General features: G+C 72.6%; 12 protein-coding genes. 7 read left to right on the top strand and 5 right to left on the bottom strand.

Features of this window, described 5'->3' with window-relative positions; translation table 11 throughout:
* Nucleotides 1–4 precede the first annotated feature (4 nt).
* The 4 genes from AB0L29_RS23075 (at nt 5) to AB0L29_RS23060 (ending at nt 3,707) form a co-directional block, all read left to right on the top strand.
* Nucleotides 5–310 carry a 4a-hydroxytetrahydrobiopterin dehydratase gene (locus AB0L29_RS23075; RefSeq protein WP_365829610.1) on the top strand — a complete coding sequence of 102 codons (306 nt, stop codon included), beginning with the start codon at nt 5–7 and terminating at the stop codon, nt 308–310.
* 5 nt (nt 311–315) lie between these two features.
* Nucleotides 316–1,074, top strand: a complete 759-nt coding sequence (locus tag AB0L29_RS23070; protein ID WP_365829609.1) for a class I SAM-dependent methyltransferase — start codon at nt 316–318, stop codon at nt 1,072–1,074.
* A 316-nt stretch (nt 1,075–1,390) separates the two neighbouring features.
* Nucleotides 1,391–3,271: a rhamnogalacturonan lyase gene (locus AB0L29_RS23065; protein ID WP_365829608.1), complete on the top strand. Its 1,881-nt coding sequence runs from the start codon at nt 1,391–1,393 to the stop codon at nt 3,269–3,271.
* 160 nt (nt 3,272–3,431) lie between these two features.
* Complete coding sequence (locus AB0L29_RS23060; protein ID WP_365829607.1) at nt 3,432–3,707, top strand: hypothetical protein; 276 nt, start codon at nt 3,432–3,434, stop codon at nt 3,705–3,707.
* A 59-nt stretch (nt 3,708–3,766) separates the two neighbouring features.
* Here AB0L29_RS23060 and AB0L29_RS23055 read toward each other — a convergent pair whose 3' ends face one another.
* Both AB0L29_RS23055 and AB0L29_RS23050 read right to left on the bottom strand, forming a co-directional pair.
* Nucleotides 3,767–6,412: a cellulose binding domain-containing protein gene (locus AB0L29_RS23055; protein ID WP_365829606.1), complete on the bottom strand. Its 2,646-nt coding sequence runs from the start codon at nt 6,410–6,412 to the stop codon at nt 3,767–3,769.
* Nucleotides 6,413–6,526: 114 nt separating this feature from the next.
* Nucleotides 6,527–9,445, bottom strand: coding sequence for a glycoside hydrolase family 48 protein (locus tag AB0L29_RS23050; protein WP_365829605.1), 2,919 nt, complete (start codon nt 9,443–9,445; stop codon nt 6,527–6,529).
* A gap of 707 nt (nt 9,446–10,152) precedes the next feature.
* On the opposite strand from AB0L29_RS23050, the gene AB0L29_RS23045 reads away from it, so the two are divergent.
* Entirely contained in the window at nt 10,153–11,874 is a 1,722-nt protein-coding gene (locus tag AB0L29_RS23045; RefSeq protein ID WP_365829604.1) for a glycoside hydrolase family 6 protein, read from the top strand.
* 151 nt (nt 11,875–12,025) lie between these two features.
* Nucleotides 12,026–12,889: a methyltransferase gene (locus AB0L29_RS23040; protein WP_365829603.1), complete on the top strand. Its 864-nt coding sequence runs from the start codon at nt 12,026–12,028 to the stop codon at nt 12,887–12,889.
* A 188-nt stretch (nt 12,890–13,077) separates the two neighbouring features.
* On the opposite strand, the gene AB0L29_RS23035 is transcribed toward AB0L29_RS23040, so the two are convergent.
* From AB0L29_RS23035 to AB0L29_RS23025, 3 genes are all read right to left on the bottom strand, one after another.
* Nucleotides 13,078–13,914, bottom strand: coding sequence for an aldo/keto reductase (locus AB0L29_RS23035; RefSeq protein WP_365829602.1), 837 nt, complete (start codon nt 13,912–13,914; stop codon nt 13,078–13,080).
* 117 nt (nt 13,915–14,031) lie between these two features.
* A complete protein-coding gene (locus AB0L29_RS23030) occupies nt 14,032–15,858 on the bottom strand; it encodes an AMP-dependent synthetase/ligase (RefSeq protein ID WP_365829601.1) in 1,827 nt (608 codons plus the stop codon).
* Between the two features lie 304 nt (nt 15,859–16,162).
* Nucleotides 16,163–17,041: a LysR substrate-binding domain-containing protein gene (locus AB0L29_RS23025; protein ID WP_365829600.1), complete on the bottom strand. Its 879-nt coding sequence runs from the start codon at nt 17,039–17,041 to the stop codon at nt 16,163–16,165.
* Nucleotides 17,042–17,216: 175 nt separating this feature from the next.
* Between AB0L29_RS23025 and AB0L29_RS23020 the strand changes: the two genes are divergently transcribed.
* Entirely contained in the window at nt 17,217–18,230 is a 1,014-nt protein-coding gene (locus AB0L29_RS23020; protein WP_365829654.1) for a bile acid:sodium symporter family protein, read from the top strand.
* Nucleotides 18,231–18,401: the final 171 nt, after the last annotated feature.

Below are 18,401 nucleotides of genomic sequence, written 5' to 3'. Positions count from 1 at the left end.
GCCCATGCCCGTCGAACCGCTGTCGCAGGAGGAGATCCGGGACCGGCTGGCCGAACTGCCGGGCTGGTCGCTGGACGGCGACCGCCTCACCCGCTCCTGGCGGCTCGGCTCGCACTTCGCCGCGACCGCCATGGTCATCCACATCGCCCAGGTCCAGGAGGAGCTCGACCACCACTCCGACCTCACCCTCGGCTACGACACCGTCTCCCTGTCCGTGCACACGCACAGCGTCGGCGGCGCCGTCACCGAGAAGGATTTCGAGCTCGCCCGCAGGGTGGACGCCCTGGCGCCCGGGCACGGGGCGCACTGACGCGCGTGCTCGACTACGACGAGGAAGCGGAGCGGTACGACGCCGCACGCGGCGGCGAGCCCCGGGCGGCGGCCGCCGCCGAGGCGGTGCTCGCCCTCGTGCCGCGGGAGGCGCGCAGTCTGCTCGACGTCGCCTGCGGCACCGGCATCGTCACGCGGCGGTTCGCGGCCGGGCGGGACGGCCTGCGGGTGACGGGCGTCGACCTCGCCCCCGCGATGATCCGCCGCGCCGCCGCGCGCCTGCCCGGCGCCGTCGTCCGGGCCGACGGCCGCCGGCTGCCGTTCCGGGACGAGGGGTTCGACGCGGTGACCAGCGTGTGGCTGCTGCACCTGGCGCGCAGCCCCGAGGACGCGCGGACCGTCGTCGGCGAGTGCGCCCGCGTGCTGCGTCCCGGCGGGGTGTACGTCACCACCGTCGACAAGGGCCCCTCCCACAACGTGGGCAGTGACATCGATGTCGTCCTCGCCTCCCGCCCGCCGAGCCCCGTCCGGGACGCCGCGGCGGCCGTGGCGGCCTACGCCGCCGGGCACGGCCTGCTGCCGGCCGGTGAGGCGCGCTTCCGGGGGCACGGGCAGGGCCGCAGCCCGCGCCGCACGATCGCGGACCTGCGGCGCGGCTGGTTCATGACGCTGCCGCCCGGTAGCCCGCTCGCCGAGCGCTTCGCCGCGCGGCTCGCCGAACTGCCCGACCAGGACCGGCCCCGCCCCGACCCCGTGTTCACGCTCAGGGCGTTCCGCAAGCCGGCGGGCCCGCCGGCCGAGTGAACTCCCGGGTCCGCTCTCCTGACGACCTGTGCGGGTGAAGTCCGGCCCCCCGTCCCGGTCCTCCTGCCGCTGCAGCTTTGCGGCGCCCGCCCGCCGTCCGACCGCCGCCCGGCCCCATTCCGGCGGGGCCGGGGCACTCCTCCCGGCCGGACCGCGCGGCCGGACCGCCCGGACCGTCGCGGAACCGCCCGGACCGTCGCGGAACCGGCCGGACCGCCCGGACCGTCGCGGAACCGGCCGGGCGGCACGGCAACTCCGGGGCGGGCGGCGGCGACTGAGGGGACGGAACCCTTCCGCCCCCGAGGAGGTACCTCGCATGTCCCACGAGCACCCGCGCACCCACCGCAGACGCCGGATCGCCGCCCTGCCGGCGGCGGCTGCCGCCGCGGCCCTGGCAGGAGCCGGCCTGACCGGGTTCGCCGCCGACACCGCGCAGGCCGCCACGGCCCGGCAGGTGGAGAGGCTCGACCGCGGCGTCGTCAGCGTCCACACCGACGGGGGCAACCTGGTCGGCTGGCGCTGGCTGGGCACCGACCCGGACGACGTCTCCTTCAACGTCTACCGCGCCGGCACGAAGGTCAACGCCACCCCGGTCACCGGCTCGACGAACTTCTTCCACGCCGGCGCCCCCGCCCAGGCCGACTACACGGTCCGCGCGGTCGTGGGCGGCGTGGAGCAGGCCGACTCCGTGCACGCGATCCAGTTCCGCACCGGCCACCAGGACGTCCCCCTCACCCCGCCGGCCGGCGGCACCACCCCCGACGGGGTGGCCTACACCTACGAAGCCAACGACGCCTCCGTCGGCGACCTCGACGGCGACGGCGCCCTCGACATCGTCCTGAAGTGGCAGCCCACCAACGCCAAGGACAACTCCCAGTCCGGCTACACCGGCAACACGGTCGTCGACGGCATACGCCTGGACGGCACCCGGCTGTGGCGCCTCGACCTGGGCCGCAACATCCGCTCCGGCGCGCACTACACGCAGTTCCAGGTGTACGACTACGACGGCGACGGCAGGGCCGAGGTCGCCATGAAGACGGCCGACGGCACGAAGGACGGCACGGGCGCGGTCGTCGGCAGCGCGTCGGCGGACCACCGCAACTCCGGCGGCTACGTGCTGTCCGGCCCCGAGTACCTGACCATGTTCGACGGCCGGACCGGCAGGGCGATGCAGTCCGTCGACTACGTCCCGGCCCGCGGCACGGTCTCCTCCTGGGGCGACTCCTACGGCAACCGCGTCGACCGCTTCCTGGCCGGCACCGCCTACCTCGACGGTTCCCGCCCCTCCCTGGTCATGGCGCGCGGCTACTACACGCGGACGGTCGTCGCCGCCTGGGACTGGCGCAACGGCTCCTTCACACGCCGCTGGACCTTCGACACCAGTTCCTCCACCAACAGCGGCAAGGGCTACGACGGGCAGGGCAACCACAGCCTGTCCGTCGCGGACGTCGACGCCGACGGCAGGGACGAGATCGTGTACGGCGGCATGACCGTCGACGACGACGGCTCCGGGCTGTGGACGACGGGACTGGGCCACGGCGACGCGGGCCACGTCGGCGACCTCGACCCGTCCCGCGCGGGACTGGAGTACTTCAAGGTCTCGGAGGACTCCGGCAAGCCCGGCTCGTGGATGGCCGACGCGCGCACCGGCCGGATCCTGTGGCAGACGGCCTCGGGCGCCGACAACGGGCGCGGGGTCGCCGCCGACGTCCACGCCGGCAGCGCGGGCGCCGAGGCCTGGTCCGCCTCCGACACCACCCTGCGCTCGGCGGCCGGCGCCTCCCTCGGCCGGGAGCCGTCCAGCGTCAACTTCGTCAGCTGGTGGGACGGCGACACCGTCCGCGAACTGCTCGACGGCACCCGCATCGACAAGTACGGCACCTCCGGCGACACCCGCCTGCTCACCGGCTCCGGGGTCTCCTCCAACAACGGCACCAAGTCCACGCCCGTCCTGTCGGGCGACATCCTCGGCGACTGGCGCGAGGAGGTGGTCTGGCGCACCGGCGACAACAGGGCGCTCAGGATCTACTCGACCCCGCACGAGACGAACACGCGGATCACGACCCTGCTGCACGACACCCAGTACCGCACCGCGCTGGCCTGGCAGAATACGGGTTACAACCAGCCTCCGCACCCGAGCTTCTTCATCGGCGCCGGCATGCCGACGCCTCCGCGGCCCACCGTCCACACGCCCTGACGACAGCGCCCGGGAACGGGATGCCCGGGGCCGGACCCCGAGGCAGCCGTCCGAGGCTGTCGGGAGGGACGCCGTACCCGCGGGCGCGGCGTTCCTCCCGTCGCCGTGTTGTGCTCACGCCCGGGCCGGGTACCGGACCGTGACCGCACCGGGAGGAACCGTGACCCGTGACACCCGCCTCAACAAGCACCTCGCCAGGACGATCCGCGACGCGGCCCGCCGCATGAACCAGGCGGAGCCGCCCGCCGACGTCGGCACCGCGCGGGACATGCTCATCGACCTCCACGACGCGCTGGCCAACCTGCGCGAGCCGCTGCGCGGCCTGCTCGACGCGGCGACGGCCGCGGACCCGGAGGGGGCCGGCCTGGCGGACGGCGCCGAGCGCCGGCTGAGCCGGCTCACCGCCGACCTCCTGCGGGCCGCGGGCGGGGACTGAGCCGTGACCGGTCCGGCGACCGGGGGCGCGGGCGTTCCGGCGCGCCCCCGGTGACCGGCTCACTTCACCGTGCAGCCGCGGTCGCCCAGCCTGAACGCGGCCGGTTCCGTGTTCGTCCCCGACCAGCTCCCCGTGAAGCCGAAGACCACCGACGAGCCGGCCGCCACCTTGCCGTTCCAGCCGGTGTTCCGCACGGTCACCGCGGGACCGGACTGCGTGAAGCCGGCGTTCCACAGCTGGGACACCTGCTGGCCGTCCGCGAACGTCCAGCCGAGCGACCAGCCGTCCCAGGCGCTCGTCCCCGTGTTGGCGAGCTGCACCTCCGCCTGGAAGCCGCCCGGCCACTGGTTGGTGACCTGGTACGTCACCGTGCAGGCGCCGGCCGGTGCCGGGCCGCCGCCGTCGTCCCCGCCGGTGCCGGAGGTGTCGCCGTAGACGACCCCGCGGCCGTTGGTCGCGACGTACACCCGCCCGTACACCCGGGGGTCACCGGTGATCGCCGCGCCCGTCCAGCCCCACTGGTGGGCGTCGTCGTTGATGCGGGTCCAGGTCGCCCCCTTGTCGGTCGAGCGGAAGATGCCGCGGACGCCGCCGATCTTCGCGCTGGTGTAGAGCGTCTGGTACGAGGCGCCGGCCGCCGCCTTGCCGAAGCCGATCGTGTCGGCCTGCTCGACGCCCGCGAGCCTGGCGAAGCTCGCTCCGCCGTCCGTGGAGTGCCACAGCCCGTACGCGCCGTCCGGGGCGCCGCCCGCCAGCCAGATGTCGCCCTTCCCGCCGGGCAGCGCCTTGAAGCGGACGCTGTCGCCGGCGGGCAGGCCGCTCGCCGCGGACTCCTCGAACGTCGCGCCACCGTCCGTACTGACGTAGAACTTCCCGGACTTGAAGCCGTAGAAGGTCTTCGGGTCGACCCGGTCGGACTCGACGACCGCGCCCGCCGGGATGCCGCTGGACGCCGACCAGGACGTGCCGAACCCGGTCGTGTGGTGCACGCCTGTGCCCTGCGGGCTCCACACGAACCGGCTGCCGTCGGCCGCCGCCGCGACCGTGCCGCCGCCGCTGACGCCCGAAGGGTCGCTCCCCGCGAACCAGTTGGCGCCGTTGTCGGTGGAGAACGCGATGTGCGGGCCGGAGTCCAGGTTGCCGGCCCGGACCACCGTGTCCGGGTTCGCCTCGGCGAAGTCGAGGCTGGTCGTGGTGGTGAAGTTCGGCTGGGTGTACATCATCGCCGGGACCTTGGTGAGGTCGGTGTGCCGGAAGCCGCCGATGTCGCCGAGGGCGCTGAGCAGCGGGGCGCCCGACGGGGGAGAGACCAGGTCGTTGACCGCGGTCTCCTCCAGGCCCCGCACCATCGGCGTGATGGTGAACCTGCTTCCCTTGTCCCAGTCGGTGAGGTTCTCGGTGCCGTAGATCGTCGCACCGGTGCCGTACATCATGCGGTCGGAGTCGAACGGGTCGATCTCCAGCGACTCCGTCATCCAGCCGAGTTTCGGCGTCTGCTCGGGCGGCGAGGGGTTCGCGCCCCACGTCAGCCACGGCGACGACGACACGTCCATCGTGTAGCGGTTCTCGCGGGTCGGGTACGACGTGTAGTCCCACGCCTTCGTCCAGGTCGCGCCGCTGTCCGTGGAGCGGAAGATCTGGGTGTCCGGCCACCAGGAGCTGTACGCCGTGGCCATCACCGTGCCGGGTCTCTGCCGGTCGACGGTCAGCCCGCTGAAGCCGTAGGAGGTGTCGGCCTCGGCGACGGGGCTGATGTCCGTCCAGGTGCCGGTCGCGGTCGTGTACCGCCACAGCCGGCCCTTGCCGCCGTCGTAGGGGCCGCCCTTGTCGCTGTACGCGAGGTAGAGGTGGCCGTTCTCCGCGTCGAGGACGCCCTTGTGGGCCAGGTGGCCGGTCGGCTGCCCGGCCAGCCGCTGCCAGGTCGCGCCCGCGTCCGTCGAGCGGTACACCGCGTTGTCCTGGTCGGCGACCCCCACGTAGACCGTCTTCGTCGCGGTCCCGGACGTGCCGGTGGACTCGTCGAAGGTGACCCAGACGATGCCCTGGTTGTCGCTCGCGTAGCCGCTGGTGTCGCCCGGGTCCTGGACGTAGTTCCCGGGGTTGGGGAAGTTCGCCACCTGCGACCAGGTCGCCCCCGAGTCCGTGGACCGCCACAGGCCCTTGCCGCTGGGCGCGCCCAGGTACAGCACGCTGTTCCTGTTCGGGTCCACGGCCAGCCGCTCGCCCATGCCGCGGCCGGGCATGTTGCCGCCCAGCTTGAACGGCAGGTCGGCCCTGCGCCAGCTCGCGCCCCGGTCCGAGGAACGCAGCACCGCGCCGTTGCCCGGGTCCCAGTCGTTGGTGTACGTGCCCACGGCCGCGTACACCCGGTCCGGGTCGACGGGGTCGGAGGCGAGGCTGACCACGCCCGTGTGGCCCCAGTCGTCCCAGCCGACGTGGTCCAGCAGCGGGGTCCAGGTCTTCGTCGCCTCCTGCCAGCGGTAGGCGCCGCCGATGTCGGTGCGGGCGTAGGCGAGGTTCTTCTCGGTGCGGTTGAAGACGATGCCGGGGACAAAACCGCCGCCGTCGATCCGGGCGTTCTTCCAGGTGTAGGTGTAGGCGGCGACGGACGCCTTCGGCTGCTCGGCGGCCGGCGCGGGCGGCGCGCCCGCGAGGAGACCGGCGGCGAGCGCCAGCACGGCCGTGAGCAGGCGGGTTCTTCGCACGGTGGGGCTCCCTTCCGGGGGAGTGGGGAGGGGGAGGGGGAGGAGACGCGCGACCGGGCGGCCCTCAGTGCGGGTGAGGGCCGCCCGGCGGTACGCGGAGCATTCAGCGGGGACTTATTCCAGGAGCTCCGCGTACGAACCCATGGCGGTGGCGATGTCCGCCTGGGCCCAGAACCGGTGGTACGTGAAGGTGGGCGCGGCCCCGCCCGCCAGGTACGCCTCGATCTTCGACCAGGCCGGGTCGTCCTCGTAGAAGGAGCGGATGGAGTCGAACGTCGACGAGGAGTTGATCGCGTCGCCGTTCGGCATGGTGCCGGTCCAGCCGCTCGGCACGTAGACCGGGTCGTCGAAGCGGTTGTAGTCGGCGCGGGTCTCCGGGACGGCGATGCCGAGGTCGTCCTGGTGGTTCTCCCACATGCCGTCCAGCAGCGCCTTCGCCGTGCCCGCCGCCTCGCTGTCGCCGGAGCGGTCCGCGTAGTACGTCAGCGTCTTGGCGTATGCGGCGGCCACGCCGACGTCGTTGGTGTAGTCGACGACGGTGACGTGCAGCGAGTTGTTGGCGCCCGGGCTCGACGCGTTCCAGGTGTCGGGCTGGCCCGACCACTGCAGCGTCGAGGGGATCCGGAAGGTGCCGTCCGGGTTGACCGTGGTGTGCTCCAGCGCCCAGTCGACCCACTTGTCGAGGACCGCCTTGGCCTGCGCGTTCCCCGTCTGCTGGTACAGCTCGGCGACCCGCTCCATGGACCACGCCTGGAAGCCGAACCACTGGTTGGACGGCGGGTCGTGGTACACGGGCTTCTCGTCGTAGTACATGCCGTAGAAGGTCGACTTGCCGGCCGGCGGGGTCGCGTAGCGGCCCGCCCAGCTGTTGGTCGCGCCGCCCGCGATGGCGCCCTCGGCGGACTGCAGCCAGCGGTAGAACTCCAGCTGCCGGTCCATCGACTTGGCCCAGTCCGCCGCGCCCGTCGCCGACTTCGGCTTCAGCGGGGCGTAGTTGGCGAGCGCGTGCGCCGCCAGCGGGTTCTGGTAGCCGCCGTGGGCGTGGCTGGAGCCGATGCGCCAGGCCCAGCCCGCGGAGGTGTCCACCGCGCCGCCCCAGGCGTAGTACCAGGACAGCAGGTAGTGCGAGGCGTCCTTGCCGGTGCCGGCCGGGCACGAGGGGCTCGTGCAGTTGCCGATCTTCTTGAAGTACTTGTCGAACAGGGCGTAGCGCAGGTAGTCGCCCATCTTCGCGGCCTTGGCGACGGTCGCGGAGACCTGGGAGCCCTTGCCCTGCTCCTTCGCCCAGATGTCCGCCCAGTACGCGGCCTGCACGGCCCGCGCGTCGGCGTCCGGGGCGTTGGTGAACTTCCACTGCTTGGCGTAGGACGCGTCACCGGTGAACAGGTCCAGGTAGCCGTTCTTGCCGCCGTACTTGAAGGCGTCGCAGGTCGGCTGCGGCACCGTCTCCCACACCGACTCCTGCGGCCCGCGCTGGAAGGTGTTGATGTACGACGGTCCGGTGTCCGACGGGCCCGCCTCGCACTTGCCGGGCGAGTTGCCGTAGCCGTACACGTTGTCCACGTCCTGGAGCCAGTGCATGCCGTAGACGTCGTCCGTGCCGTACGCGCTCTTCAGCTCGCCCGCGATCGGGTCCGGGCCGACGGAGACGCCGGCGTCGAGCTTGGAGGGGTACTCGTTGGGCGTGTCGTACTCCGGCGCGTACGTCGCCGGCTTGGAGGCGTTGTAGGAGGAGTTGGTCGGCTGGTCGGCGTGGGTGGGGATCATGTACTTCTCCATGATCTCCCAGGCGCCGTTGAACTTGGACCAGTCGCCCGTGACCTTGCCGTACATGGCCTGCAGCCAGAGCAGGTAGCTGTAGGCCTCCGAGGTGGTCTCGTGCCCGTGGTCGGGGGCCTCGACGATCAGCGTCTCGACCGAGTGGTAGGGGATGCCCTCGGGCGAGAAGTAGCCGTTCGCCGGGTTGGTGATCTTCCCGTACAGCTCCAGGAAGCGCGCGTCGTACTCCTTCGTGGCCCCGAGCTGCGTCACGGTGACGGCGGCCTTGGCGTGCCCGGGCGCCGTCGACTCGAAGACGGCCGAGCCGGTGCCGGAGGAGCCGGCGCTGACGGTCACCTTCTGCGCGGTGTTCCAGTTCTGCGGGGTGAAGGTGAGGGTGGCGCCGCCGGTGACGGTCAGGTTCGTGTTGCCGCTCGCGCGGGCGGTCGTCACGGTGACGTTCGCGCTCGGCTGCTTCGACAGCTTCACGTCGTAGGTGCCCGTCTTGCCCTGCTGGACGCCCAGTTGGGACGGCGAGGCGACGACCGTCGGGCCGGAGGCGACCGTGATGCCGACCGGGGTGGACTCCGCGGAGGCGCCGAGGCTGTCGTACGCCTTCGCCAGCAGCGAATGATTGCCCACGGCCAGATCGGAGACGGAGAGCGCGTAGGGCGCGCTCGTGTCCGTGCCCAGCAGCCTGGTGTCGTCGTAGAACTCGACCTTGCTGATCGTGGCGTCGTCGGCCGCCGCCGCGGTGGCCGCCAGCGGGACCGCCTCGCCCTGGGTGTAGACGGCGCCGGCGGCGGGGCTGGTCAGCACGGTGATCGGCGGCTGGTGCGCGCCGGTGCACGGGGTGCCGTTCACCGCGAAGGAGGCGGGGGCGGTGTTGGTGCCGCTGTAGGTGAACTGCGCGCCGGTGGAGACGGCGGCACCGGCGGCGATCCGCCCGTTGTACGAGGCGTTCTTCACGGTGACCGCCTGGCCGGACTGCGACCAGGCGCCGTTCCAGCCGCCGCCCTGCAGCTTCTGGTTGCCCGCGTAGGAGTACGTCAGCGTCCAGCCGTCGATCACGTCCGTGCCGCGGTTGGTGAGGGTCAGCTCGGCGGTGAAACCGGAGCCCCAGTCGTTCGTCCGGTAGTCGACGCCGCACTGGACCGCCGCCGCCCGGGCGGGGGCCGGCCCCGCGGAGAGCATCGTCAGCGGAAGCGCGAGAACTGCTGCTGCGGCGGTCCACAGCCGCCGTAAGGCTCTGCGTCTCCTGGGTGGGGGATGCATGGTGCTGGTTCCTCCTCGCGGCTGGAGTGAAGACAAGGCCTGAACCAGTGGGAGCGCTCCCATAGTGGGGACGGGGGTGGGAGGGGTCAAGATGTTCGAGGAGTCGAAAAGATTCGACAAGGAGAGTTGGGCGAAAGTCGGTGACTCCCCTGTTCTTTGCCGTCACTTGGCGCTAGCTTCGGTGACACCAGTGGGAGCGATTCCATCAGTCGGCACGTCCGTCACGGGCCCGAACTGCAAGGACTCGCTCATGCGACACCCCCCGCGTTCAGTACTTTCAGCCGCTGCGCCCGCCGCCGCCCCCGTGCGGCGGTGCGGTCGCACCGGCCGGCACGGCGCCGGCGGACGCGTCCGCCCGCCCGGCGGAGCACCGTGCCGCCCGTCGGCGGGACACCGGCCCCAAGGGTCCCGCGACGGCGGCCGGCAAAGCCCCGGGACGTCCCGGCCGTCGTGCCCCGCCCGCCCCACCGGCTCCGCCCGGACCGGGCGGCCGCCCCACGGCCCGCAGACCCGGCCGTGAGGCGGGAGGCGGCCCGGACCATCCGGGGCCGCGCTCCCGGGCCCGCCCGGACCACTCGGGGCCGCACCCTCGGGCCCGCCCGCCGCGACGCACCCCCGCCCCGTACGGCAGCGAGCCGCGCGACCCTCGCCCGCGCTGCCCGGACGGAACGTTCCGACGCATCCCTACGGATAGGAAACCCCCACTCATGAGTCGCACGAGTACCGCACTGCTCGCCGCCCTGGCGCTGACCGCCGGGGCCTCCGGGACGGCCCTCGCCGTCGACCCCGGAGGCGCCGGCACCGCCGCCGTCCCCTGCACCGTCGACTACAAGGTGCAGAACGACTGGGGCTCCGGCTTCACCGCCGCCGTGACCGTCACCAACAACGGCGCCGCCAAGTCGGCGTGGTCGCTGAAGTGGTCGTACGCCGGCACCCAGAAGGTCACCAGCGGCTGGAACGCCAAGCTCAGCCAGAGCGGCACCGCCGTTACCGCCGCCAACGAGTCCTACAACGGGACACTGGCGACCGGGAGTTCGGTCAGCTTCGGCCTCCAGGGCACCTACAGCGGCAGCAACGCGGTCCCCGCCACCTTCACCCTCGACGGCGTGACCTGCAACGTCGACGACGGCAGCGGCGGACCCGGCGGACCCACCGACCCGCCCCCCACCGGCGGTGCCCGGGTCGACAACCCGTACGCCGGCGCCAAGGTGTACGTGAACCCCGAGTGGTCCGCGAAGGCCGCCGCCGAACCGGGCGGCAGCCGCATCTCCAACCAGCCCACCGGCGTGTGGCTGGACCGGATCGCCGCGATCAACGGCGTCAACGGCGGCATGGGGCTGCGCGCCCACCTCGACGAGGCCCTGAAGCAGAAGGGCAGCGGCGAGCTCGTCGTCCAGCTGGTGATCTACAACCTGCCCGGCCGCGACTGCGCGGCCCTCGCCTCCAACGGCGAGCTGAAGGCGGACGAGATCGACAAGTACAAGACGCAGTACATCGACCCGATCGCGGCCATCCTCGGCGACGCCAAGTACAAGGACCTGAGGATCGTCACCACGGTCGAGATCGACTCGCTGCCCAACCTCGTCACCAACGTCACGCCGCGGCCCACCGCCACCCCCAACTGCGACACCATGAAGGCCAACGGCAACTACGTCAAGGGCGTCGGCTACGCGCTCAACAAGCTCGGTGACGTGCCCAACGTCTACAACTACGTGGACGCCGGGCACCACGGCTGGATCGGCTGGGACGACAACTTCTCGGCGTCGGTCCAGATGATCAAGCAGGCCGCGACGGCCGAGGGCGCCACCGTGGGCGACGTCCACGGCTTCATCACCAACACCGCCAACTACAGCGCCCTGAAGGAGGTGTACTTCTCGATCAACGACTCCGTGAACGGCAAGTCGGTGCGCGAGTCGAAGTGGGTGGACTGGAACCGGTACACCGACGAGCTGTCCTTCGCCCAGGCCTTCCGCAACGAGGCCGCCCGGCTGGGCTTCGACTCCAAGGTCGGCATGCTGATCGACACCTCCCGCAACGGCTGGGGCGGCTCCGCCCGGCCCACCGGACCGGGCGCCAGGACGGACGTGGACACCTACGTCAACGGCGGCCGCATCGACCGCCGCATCCACATGGGCAACTGGTGCAACCAGTCCGGGGCCGGCCTCGGCGAGCGCCCGCAGGCCAACCCGGAGCCCGGCATCGACGCCTACGTCTGGATGAAGCCGCCGGGGGAGTCCGACGGCTCCAGCAAGGCCATCGACAATGACGAGGGCAAGGGCTTCGACCGGATGTGCGACCCGACGTACACCGGCAACCCGCGCAACGGCAACAGCCCGTCGGGCGCCCTGCCGGACGCGCCGGTGTCCGGGCACTGGTTCTCGGCCCAGTTCCAGGAGCTGATGCGCAACGCCTACCCGCCGCTGTCCTGAGCGGGTGACCCCGCCGGGGCCCGGTCCTCACGGCCGGGCCCCGGCGGGCACGTGGTCGCGCGGGCCCGTTTTTGCGGGACCGGCAACAGCGGTGGCCTTTCCCGGGTGCGTCGGCGCACGCTGACGCCATCCGGACGAAAGGCTGACCACCATGGCGCACCACCACGACCACACCGACATCGACTGGGCCGAGATGGGCCCGCTGCTGGAATCCCAGGCCGAGCTGTTCACCCCGCTGTACGAACGGGCCCTGGCCTGGCTGGCGAAGGAGGTGACCGAGCCCGGACTGATCGTCGACGCGGGCAGCGGGCCCGGCGTCATCGCGTGCCTGTTCGCCGAGACGTTCCCGGGTGCGCGGGTCGTGGCGGTGGACAGCTCCGAACCGCTGCTGGAGCGCGCCCGCGCCCGGGCCGCCCGGCAGGGGGCCGCCGACCGCTTCGGCACGATTGCCGGTGAACTCCCGGACGTGCTGGACGAGTTGGACTACCCGGCCGACCTGTTGTGGGCGAGCCGCAGCCTGCATCACCTCGGCGACCAGCGGGCCGCCCTCGCGGCCTTCGCGGCGCGGCTGGCTCCCGGCGGCACCCTGGCCCTGATGGAGGGCGGCCTGCCCGCCCGGTTCCTGCCGCGCGACATCGGCATCGGACGGCCCGGCCTGCAGGCGCGGATCGACGCGCTGGAGGAGAAGTGGTTCGCCCGGATGCGGGCCGACCTGCCGGGCCACGTGGCGGAGACGGAGGACTGGCCGGCCCTGCTGGCCGCGGCGGGCCTGAAGCACACCAGGACCCGCACGTTCCTCCTCGACCTGCCCGCACCGGCCACGGACCGGGTCCGTTCCTACGTCGCCGCGTCCCTGTCCCGCCTCCGCGAGGGCGTCGCCGACGACCTCGACGCCGACGACCGCGCCACCCTCGACCGGCTCCTCGACCCCGCCGACGAGGCGAGCGTGCACCGCCGCCCGGACGTGTTCGTCCTCGCCGCCCACACCGTGCACACGGCGGTCCGCACCGGCTGAGACCGGGGCCGGGCGGTGAGCCCCCTGCGGCACAGGGCCGTGGCAGGAAGGCAGGCGGGCGGGCGGCGACCGGGGGCAGCGCCCGGGCCGGGTGCGGCCCGGACGGGGAACACCGGGAGAAACAGAAGAAGACAGAAGAAGGGGGAGGGCCCGGCCGGGCCCTCCCCCTTCTCCGTCCCCTCGTTCCGTCACGCCATGTCGAACGTCGCCGGGTCGGGGCCCAGGCGCCGGTCCTCGTTCAGCGCGCTGATCGCCGCCAGGTCCTCGGCGTCCAGGCTGAAGTCGAAGACCTCGATGTTCTCCTTGATCCGGGACGGCGTCACCGACTTCGGGATGACGACGTTGCCGAGCTGGAGGTGCCAGCGCAGCACGACCTGCGCCGGGGTGCGGCCGTGCTTGCGGGCGATGGCCACGATCGCCGGGACCTCCAGCAGGCCCTTGCCCTGGCCGAGCGGCGACCAGGCCTCGGTGGCGATGCCCTGCTCGGCGTGGTACTCGCGCGCGGCGTGCTGCTGCAGGTGCGGGTGGAGTTCGATCTGGTTGACCGCCGGGACCACCGACGTCTCGCCGATCAGGCGCTCCAGGTGCTCCGGAAGGAAGTTCGAGACACCGATCGCGCGGATCCGGCCGTCGGCGTGCAGCTTCTCGAACGCCCGGTAGGTGTCGACGTAGGTGTCGCGGGCCGGCAGCGGCCAGTGGATCAGGTACAGGTCCACGTACTCCAGACCCAGCTTGTCCAGGGACGCGTCGAAGGCGCGCAGCGTGGAGTCGTACCCCTGGTCGCTGTTCCAGAGCTTGGTGGTGACGAAGAGTTCCTCGCGGGGGATGCCGGAGGCGGCGATCGCCTTGCCGGTGCCCTCTTCGTTGCCGTAGATCGCCGCTGTGTCGATGCTGCGGTACCCGGCCTGAAGCGCCGTCGCGACGGCCGACTCCGCCTCGTCGTCCGGCACCTGCCAGACACCGAAGCCCAGCTGGGGCATCTCGACGCCGTTGTTCAGGGTGATCGGGGGGACCTTGCTGCTCACGCGCTCTCGATCCTTACGGTTGTGGTCAGGTGGTACTCCCATCGTCAACGATCACGGGCCGTGATGCATTCCTGATGGGACGATTCCGGTGGGAGAAAGTACCCGGGCCGGGACGTCTCAGGCGTGGTACAGGGCCTCGATCTCGTCCGCGTACGCCTTCTCGATCGCCTTGCGCTTCAGTTTCAGCGACGGAGTGAGCAGCCCGTGCTCCTCGGTGAACGGCTGTGCCAGGATGCGGAACGTGCGGATCGACTCGGAGTGCGAGACCAGGGTGTTGGCCGTGACCACCGCGCGCCGCACCTCCGTCTCCAGTTCCGGGTCGCGCACGAGCTGCTGCGGGGTCATCCGCGGTTTGTTGCGCATCGCCAGCCAGTGCTCGACGGCCTCCTGGTCGAGGGTCACGAGGGCGGCGACGTAGGGGCGGTCGTTGCCGACCAGGATGCACTGGTTGACCAGCGGGTGGTCCCGTACGCGCTCCTCCAGCGGCCCGGGCGAGACGCTCTTTCCGCCCGAGGTGACCAGTATCTCCTTCTTGCGGCCGGTGATGGTGAGGTAGCCGTCCTCGTCGAGGGAGCCGAGGTCCCCGGTGGCCAGCCAGCCGTCGTGCAGGGCCTCGTCGGTGGCCTTGGGGTTGTTGAGGTAGCCCTGGAAGACGTTGTCGCCGCGCAGCCAGACCTCGCCGTCGTCCGCGATGTGCACGGTGACGCCGGGGACGGGCTGCCCGACCGTCCCGTACCGGGTGCGCTCGGGCGGGTTGGCGGTCGCGGCGGCGGTGGACTCCGTCAGGCCGTACCCCTCGTAGATGTGCACGCCCGCGCCCGCGAAGAACAGCCCGAGCCGCCGGTCCATCGCCGAACCCCCGGACATCGCGTGCCGGATGCGGCCGCCCATCGCGGCGCGCACCTTGGAGTAGACGAGCTTGTCGAACAACTGGTGCTGCACGCGCAGCCCGGCCGACGGCCCGGGGCCGGTGCCCCACGCCCTGGCCTCCATGGCGTCCGCGTACTTCACGGCGACCTCGACGGCCTTCTCGAACGCCCCGGCCCTGCCCTCCTTCTCCGCCTTGCGGCGGGCGGCGTTGAACACCTTCTCGAAGACGTACGGCACCGCGAGGACGAACGTCGGCCGGAACGCGGCCAGGTCGGGCAGCAGGGCCGTCGCGTTGAGCTGCGGCTGGTGCCCGAACTTGACCCGGCCGCGGACCCCGGCGACCTGCACCATCCGGCCGAAGACGTGCGCGAGCGGCAGGAACAGCAAGGTGGCCGCCTCGTCGCCCTTCCTCGTGTGGAACACCGGCTCCCAGCGCTCGACGACGGTGTCCGCCTCGTACATGAAGTTGCCGTGGGTGAGCAGGCAGCCCTTGGGGCGGCCGGTGGTGCCGGAGGTGTAGACGATCGTGGCGACCGAGTCGGGGGTGACCGCCTGCCGGTGCCGGTGCACCACCTCGTCGTCGAGGTGGGCCCCGGCGTCGTACAGCTCCTGGACGGCGCCGGAGTCGAGCTGCCACAGCCGGCGCAGCCGCGGCAGCCGGTCGATGACGGTGGCGATCGTCATCGCGTGGTCCTCGTGCTCCACGATCGCGGCCGTGCACTCGGCGTCGTACAGCATCCACCAGCACTGCTCGGCCGACGAGGTGGGGTAGACGGGCACCACCTGGGCGCCGATCGTCCACAGCGCGAAGTCGAACAGCGTCCACTCGTAGCGGGTGCGGGACATGATCGCGACCCGGTCGCCGAAGCGGATCCCCCCGGCCAGCAGGCCCTTGGCCAGGGCGAGCACCTCGTCGCGGAACTCGGCGCTGGTCACGTCCCGCCACCGCCCGGCGTCGTCCTTGCGGCCGAGCGCGACGCGCAGCGGGTCCTCCCGGGCGTACCGGAAGACGACGTCGGCCAGCCCGCCCACCGGCGGTGCCGGCGCCAACGGAGGATTGGTGAACTCGCGCAAACCCCGCTCCCCGCTCTTCGTGGCCCTCCCGCGCAGCGCCGTGAAAGCTACCCCACCGGGCCGGGGGGCGGGAGGGGAGCAAAGTGGAGCAGTGCTCAGGTACGGGCCGGCCGGCCCGGGAAAATGCACTCACATCCGGAAGGGCCGGACATGAAACTGACGGACGGGTAAGTTTCGGTGCCGTAATCTCCACCGAATCTGTACGCCCCGCTTACCGCCCCGGCCCGTGCCGGCGCCGCGGGCGCCGCTCCCTCCGGTGCCGGTGCCGGTGCGCCGGATCCCGTCACCCGGGCGCCTCCCGCGGTCACGGGTCCCCGTGCCGCCGGCGCTGCAGCCGCTCCCCGCCCGCCAGGACCGCAGCCGCCAGGGCGTCCGCCGCGCCCCGGGCGGCGGTGCGGCGCGGGCCGTGGACCAGGACGAAGTCGACCCGCCCCAGCTCCGGCAGACCCGCCCGGTCGGGCACCCGCACCAGCCCGGGAGGGATCAGGCCCCGGGAGTGCGCCATCACGCCGAGGCCCGCGCGGGCAGCCGCGATCAGCCCGTTGAGGCTGCCGCTCGTGCACACGACGCGCCACTCGCGGCCCTGCCGCTGCAGCGCCTCCAGGGCGAGTGCCCGTGTGATGCCGGGCGGCGGGTAGACGATGAGCGGCACCGGCCGGTCCGGGTCCAGGCGCAGCCGCTCCGCGCCGATCCACACCAGCCGGTCGTGCCGGACGAGCTCGCCGCGCGGGTCCTGCGGGCGCCGCTTGGCCAGCACCAGGTCCAGCTTCCCGGCGGCCAGCTGCTCGTGCAGCGTGCCCGACAGCTCCACCGTCAGCTCCAGGTCGACCTCGGGGTGGTCGTGGCGGAAGCCCTCCAGGATCTCCGGCAGCCGGGTCAGCACGAAGTCCTCCGACGCGCCGAAGCGCAGCCGCCCCCGCGGCCGGGTGCCGGTGAAGAACGCCGTGGCCTGCTCGTGCACGTCCAGGATCCGGCGCGCGAAGCCGAGCATCGCCTCGCCGTCCTCGGTCAGCTCCACCGAGTGGGTGTCGCGGGTGAACAGCGGCCGGCCCGTGGCGTCCTCCAGCCGCCGCACGTGCTGGCTGACGGTCGACTGGCGCAGCCCGAGCCGCCGGGCCGCCTGCGTGAAGCTCAGCGTCTGGGCCACCGACAGGAACGTACGCAGGTGGGACGGGTCGTACACGACGCCAGGCTATCGCGGAACGTGATGACAGTGAGAGCGGTGTACGGGATTCCCGATCGCCGGGTGAGGGAGCACGATGGAGGGGGGCCCCTTGACCCAGGAGGGCACACCACCCCTGCCGCTGACAGCACCGACCAAGTGGAGCACCGTGAAACGCCTGCGCCGGCCGAGTCGGATGCCGATCGACCCGTACGTCCTGCTCCTGCTCGCGACGGTGGGCCTGGCCGCGCTGCTCCCCGCGCGCGGGACGGCCGCCGACGTGGCCTCGGGTGCCTCGACGGCGGCGATCGCCCTGCTGTTCCTCCTCTACGGCGCCCGCCTGTCCACCCGTGAGGCGCTGGAAGGGCTGAAGCACTGGCGGCTCCACGTCACCGTCCTGGCCTGCACCTTCGTCGTCTTCCCGGTGCTGGGCCTGGCGGCCCGCGGACTCGTCCCGGTGTTCCTGACCGACCCCCTCTACCAGGGGCTGCTGTTCCTGACGCTGGTGCCGTCGACCGTCCAGTCGTCGATCGCGTTCACCTCCGTCGCCCGCGGCAACGTGCCCGCCGCCATCTGTGCCGGCTCCTTCTCCTCGCTCGTCGGCGTCGTCGCCACCCCGCTGCTGGCCGCCGCCCTGCTCGGCGGCGCGGGCGGGGGCCTGTCCGCCGACTCGCTGGTGAGGATCGTGCTCCAGCTCCTCGTGCCGTTCCTCGCCGGGCAGGTGCTGCGCCGCTGGATCGGCGGGTTCGTCACGCGGCACAAGAAGGTCCTCGGGCTCGTCGACCGCGGCTCGATCCTGCTCGTCGTCTACACCGCCTTCAGCCAGGGCGTGGTGCGGGGCGTCTGGCACCGGCTGGATCCCGCCCGGCTGGCCGGGCTGCTCGCCGTCGAGGCCGTCCTGCTCGCCGTGATGCTCGCGCTGACCTGGTACGGCGCCAAGGCGCTGCGCTTCTCCCGCGAGGACCGGATCGTCATCCAGTTCGCGGGCTCGAAGAAGTCCCTGGCCGCCGGACTGCCGATGGCGAGCGTGCTGTTCGGCGCGCACGCCTCGCTGGCCGTGCTGCCGCTGATGCTCTTCCACCAGATGCAGCTGATGGTGGGCGCGGTGATCGCCCGGCGCCGCTCCCACGACCCCGTCGACGAGACCGGCGACGCGCGGCCCGCCGCGGGGGCGCGGACCGCGGTCGGCACAGGGCCGCGTTCCGGCTGAGCCGCGCCGCCGCCCGGGCGGTCTCCGGCCGGCCGACGCCGCAGCTCGGCACAGGACGGCCCCCGCCGCCGGCACGGGGTGCGCCCGCGGCCGCCGCCGTCCTGTCCGGAGCCGTCCCGCACACCGCTGTCCTGCACACCGTCGTCCCGCACACCGCCGTCCCGCCCGCCG

Origin of the sequence: Streptomyces sp. NPDC052701 (assembly GCF_040678355.1) — a bacterium.
Lineage (GTDB): Bacteria > Actinomycetota > Actinomycetes > Streptomycetales > Streptomycetaceae > Streptomyces.
The sequence above is the reverse complement of the archived record's forward strand: the minus strand, read 5'-3'. Positions and strand labels throughout refer to the sequence as shown.

What these genes read in the sequence shown, in the direction of transcription:
- AB0L29_RS23075 (WP_365829610.1), top strand. Translation starts at nt 5, where the DNA reads ATGCCCGTCGAACCGCTGTCGCAGGAGGAGATCCGGGACCGGCTGGCC.
- AB0L29_RS23065 (WP_365829608.1), top strand. Translation starts at nt 1,391, where the DNA reads ATGTCCCACGAGCACCCGCGCACCCACCGCAGACGCCGGATCGCCGCC.
- AB0L29_RS23050 (WP_365829605.1), bottom strand. Translation starts at nt 9,445, where the DNA reads ATGCATCCCCCACCCAGGAGACGCAGAGCCTTACGGCGGCTGTGGACC.
- AB0L29_RS23045 (WP_365829604.1), top strand. Translation starts at nt 10,153, where the DNA reads ATGAGTCGCACGAGTACCGCACTGCTCGCCGCCCTGGCGCTGACCGCC.
- AB0L29_RS23040 (WP_365829603.1), top strand. Translation starts at nt 12,026, where the DNA reads ATGGCGCACCACCACGACCACACCGACATCGACTGGGCCGAGATGGGC.
- AB0L29_RS23020 (WP_365829654.1), top strand. Translation starts at nt 17,217, where the DNA reads ATGCCGATCGACCCGTACGTCCTGCTCCTGCTCGCGACGGTGGGCCTG.